Source organism: Tunicatimonas sp. (assembly GCF_049647865.1).
Classification (GTDB): Bacteria; Bacteroidota; Bacteroidia; order Cytophagales; family Cyclobacteriaceae; genus Tunicatimonas.
Genome location: NZ_JBARYM010000567.1, coordinates 1 through 3555 on the forward strand (window position 1 = coordinate 1; position 3555 = coordinate 3555).

Consider the following 3555-nt stretch of genomic DNA (forward strand, 5'->3'; position numbering starts at 1 on the left):
GTCTTGCACAGCCTGGTGAATGTCGGTATAGGTCGTCGGAATTTTCCACTTACTGGCAAACTGCTTTGCCCGATCTTCTGAGCGGGAGTATACCGACTGTATTACTTCTCTTCCCCGGTGCTGATAAAGACTGGCTACGTAGAAATCGCCAATTAATCCGGTGCCGAGTAGGCAAATATGGTGCGTGTTGGTAGGCATAGATTAGGTCTGTTTATTGTTTGGGGTCAAGATAACCAAGATGGTTTAATGACCGTAAGCAATACTAACATCTATTTTTTAACTAACTAAATTTTTTAATCTATTATGGATATTACTAGCCAAGCTATTCCTAAAACCAAAAAATGGGTAGAACGTTTTGCCCGATTCGGGTACGCAGCTAAAGGAGCCATTTACGTAATTGTTGGAGTGTTATCTGCTATGGCTGCTTTTGGTGGCAGTGAGGGCCAGACTACCGGACGTTCCGGAGCTTTTAAGGAAATTGCCCAGCAACCTTTTGGACAAATTTTATTAGGTATAGTTGCTATCGGATTTATTGGTTACGCTGTTTGGAGGTTTATTCAAGCCATTCAGGATGCGGAAAACAAAGGAGATGATGCTTCCGGAATTGCTGTACGGATTGGTTACGCTTTGAGCGGAATGCTCTATGGATACTTTGCTTACTACGCTTTTCAGATGATTTCAGGCTCTGGCGGAAGTAGTAGTGGTGGTGGAAATAAGTTTATTGTGGGTAAGCTACTAGAACAACCGTTTGGACAGTTTTTGGTAGGTATCTTTGCGGCCCTGATTATAGCCAAAGGCATTTATCAAATTCATAAAGTTACTTCGGGTAGCTACATCAAAGGAATTAAAGATTCTCAAATGAATGATAAGCTTCAAACCACATACCGTAAGCTAGGTCAGTTCGGACTAATTGCCAGAGCGGTAGTATTCGGAGTTATCGGATTCTTTCTAGCCAAAGCTGCGTTTGCTGCCAGTGCCTCAAAAGCTAAAGGAACTGAAGGTGCGTTTGATTTTTTGGTAGCTGAAGGTGGACCTATTGTAATGGGTATTGTCGCTATCGGCTTAGCCTCTTACGGAGTTTTTGAATTCTTTAAGGCGAAGTACAAGCCGTTCCGTACAGATTAAAGGGTAAGGGTTTAGGGTTGAATGTTTAACAAGTAAAGCTTCCTATCTTGCACCGTTCACCGGGCTTCGGTTGTGGCAACCCTGCACCTTTCAACCCTCTACCCTCTTACCATTCTACGTTCTACCCTCTTAATGAATTCTCGAATCACTCTGCCACATATCAGCATTGGAACCTAGTGCATTTTTTAGTGGACCCGTAATTTCACTGAGCTCTTGTACGAGTTGATCCGATAACGATACTTGCATAGCTGCTACGTTATCTTTTACCTGCTGCGGATTTCTGGCGCCTACGATAATGCTTCCCATACCCGGTTGAGCTAAAAGCCAAGCCATGCTTAGGCGGGCCATTGGAATACCTTCTCGTTCAGCTATCTGCTTAATTTTCGCTATTGCTTCAAATGTCAACGTTTCCTGCCCCGCTTCGTTATGGCGAGCCTGCGAACGGTTTGAAGAGAAGTGACGAGAACGAGCCCGATCATCCGGGATCTCTTCGGGGTTACTAAATTTTCCCGCCAATAGTCCTTGCATAATAGAAGAATAGCTCAGTACCGGAATCTGATGTTTTTCACAAAGGGGTAAAATAGTAAACTCAATAGCTCGCCACAGCAAATTGTAGGGCAACTGATTGCTGGAAATTTCCTGAGTCACTTGCAGGGCTTCAGTGAGGTCTTGCTTACCGAAATTAGATACCCCAAAAGCTCGTATTTTTCCCTCCTGCTTCAGATCAACTAATGCGCGCATAGTTTCTTCTACCGGCACATCGGGGTTAGGCCAGTGCAGTTGCAGCAAATCCAAATGATCGGCTTTTAAGGCTTTAATTCTCGCTTCGCAGGCTTTCTTTACTGCTTCGTACTGAAAATTATCGGGGACAATCTTGGTAGCAATTACGATCTTATCGTATACATCACCAAGTGCCTGATGAATCATTCGTTCGGAGGCTCCATCACCGTAAGCCTGAGCCGTATCGAAAAAGGTGATACCTTGATCGTAAGCTTCGCGTAGGGCATCTAGTGAATCTTTTTCCTCTTGATGTCCCCAGTTGAAGCCTCCCACAATTGCCCAGGCCCCGAAGGTCATTCGGGTGATAGTAAGATCGCTGTGTGGTAAGGTGATTGTTTGCATATTATGGTTGTTATGTTCTCACTCAAGATAATAAAATTATCCCCTTCAATCGTCTCAATTTACTGAGTAAGGCTAAAAAGCGCACTTTTGGCAGCTTAGTCGAGTAAGTAAGTAAAGATAGAATTGATTAGACACAGTAAGCTTAAAATTTAGTTTGTGCGAGAAGCTGGAGTTCATAAATAAATCGCAAAATATCTAATTCGGTATATAGGACTTCGGCTTCGGTCCCGGCGGGAAACCGCTTCTAGCTTCCCTTGTTACATGGGCTTATCAAATAAAGGTTCGACTATCGATTACTTGCTAGGATAAAAAGGATGCTCTCTAATCTCGCCCGGTTCGTGGAATACCCAAGGGCGAAAGGCTTCCAGCGTTTCTTCCCAGTCTGCTAACGTCTTAGTCGGATAGTCAGCCGACCAGCCACCCTGCCGAAACGTTTCACTTACTCCTTGATCATTAATCGCTTCGCGCCATTGGTCGAGCTCAGCAAGCAGTGAATCTTTTAGCGACTGATGATTAGCATCGTCGGCCAGATTTTCTAGTTCGTAAGGATCGTTTTGCAAATCGTAGAGTTCAAACTCGGGTTTAGAATCCGCCATAAAGCGAGCTTGCTCGGGCGGCAACTCACCTTTTAAGTGCATCACGTTGAGCAAAGCTAGCACCGGATAGCTTCTCTCCTTATAGTTGTTATACTGACAGTATGCGCGCTCCGGCATCAGATTATGAATAAGTTTGTAGCGATCGGATCGAACAGCCCGCATGGCATCGTGGGTGCTGTCCATCTTATCGCGAGCGGCGAAAATGTGCTCCCGATTGTTAATTTCCGTCTCCATCAGGTTCTCCCCGTGCAGCGGATGGGAAGGCTTTGCCCCCGCTACATCCAAAATAGTTTTAGTAATATCAATGGTCATCACCATTGCATCCGATACCACTCCGGCTTCAATTTGATTTGGCCATCGGGCAATAATTGGTACTTGAATGCCGCCATCGTATAAAAACTGCTTACCCCGGGGCATACAACGTCCGTTATCTCCAATCAGAAATACTAAGGTATTCTTGGCTAAGCCTTCCGCCTCCAAGCGATCCAGCACCTCTCCTACTTGGCGGTCTACGTTTTGCATAGCTTCCAGTCCGTTGGCCCAATCTCGTTTAGCTAGATCGGTTTGTGGATAATACGGGGGCAGGCTAACGTCTTCAATCGCGATAGGATTGATAGTGTCGCGTTGCCATCGGCGGTGAGTTCCGGGAAAAGTAAGTTGAGCAAAAAATGGCTGACCTTCTTCCCGCTCAGCCCAATCTTCCCCCTGATAC

Annotated in this window: 4 protein-coding genes; 1 reads left to right on the forward strand and 3 read right to left on the reverse strand. The window is 45.3% G+C overall.

What is annotated here, in order from left to right; translation table 11 throughout:
* A partial coding sequence (locus tag WBA23_RS16740) for a Gfo/Idh/MocA family oxidoreductase (RefSeq protein ID WP_424583431.1) occupies window positions 1-198 on the reverse strand: 198 nt, incomplete at its 3' end.
* Between the two features lie 105 nt (window positions 199-303).
* Here WBA23_RS16740 and WBA23_RS16745 point away from each other — a divergent pair.
* Complete coding sequence (locus WBA23_RS16745) at window positions 304-1125, forward strand: DUF1206 domain-containing protein (protein WP_424583432.1); 822 nt, start codon at window positions 304-306, stop codon at window positions 1123-1125.
* A gap of 129 nt (window positions 1126-1254) precedes the next feature.
* Here the strand turns inward: WBA23_RS16745 and WBA23_RS16750 are convergent, their stop codons facing one another.
* Together WBA23_RS16750 and WBA23_RS16755 are read right to left on the reverse strand one after the other, a co-directional pair.
* Window positions 1255-2247, reverse strand: a complete 993-nt coding sequence (locus WBA23_RS16750; RefSeq protein ID WP_424583433.1) for an aldo/keto reductase — start codon at window positions 2245-2247, stop codon at window positions 1255-1257.
* 293 nt (window positions 2248-2540) lie between these two features.
* Window positions 2541-3555: sulfatase/phosphatase domain-containing protein (locus tag WBA23_RS16755; RefSeq protein ID WP_424583434.1), on the reverse strand; the 1015-nt coding region annotated here is incomplete at its 5' end.

What these genes read in the sequence shown, in the direction of transcription:
- WBA23_RS16745 (WP_424583432.1), top strand. Translation starts at nt 304, where the DNA reads ATGGATATTACTAGCCAAGCTATTCCTAAAACCAAAAAATGGGTAGAA.
- WBA23_RS16750 (WP_424583433.1), bottom strand. Translation starts at nt 2,247, where the DNA reads ATGCAAACAATCACCTTACCACACAGCGATCTTACTATCACCCGAATG.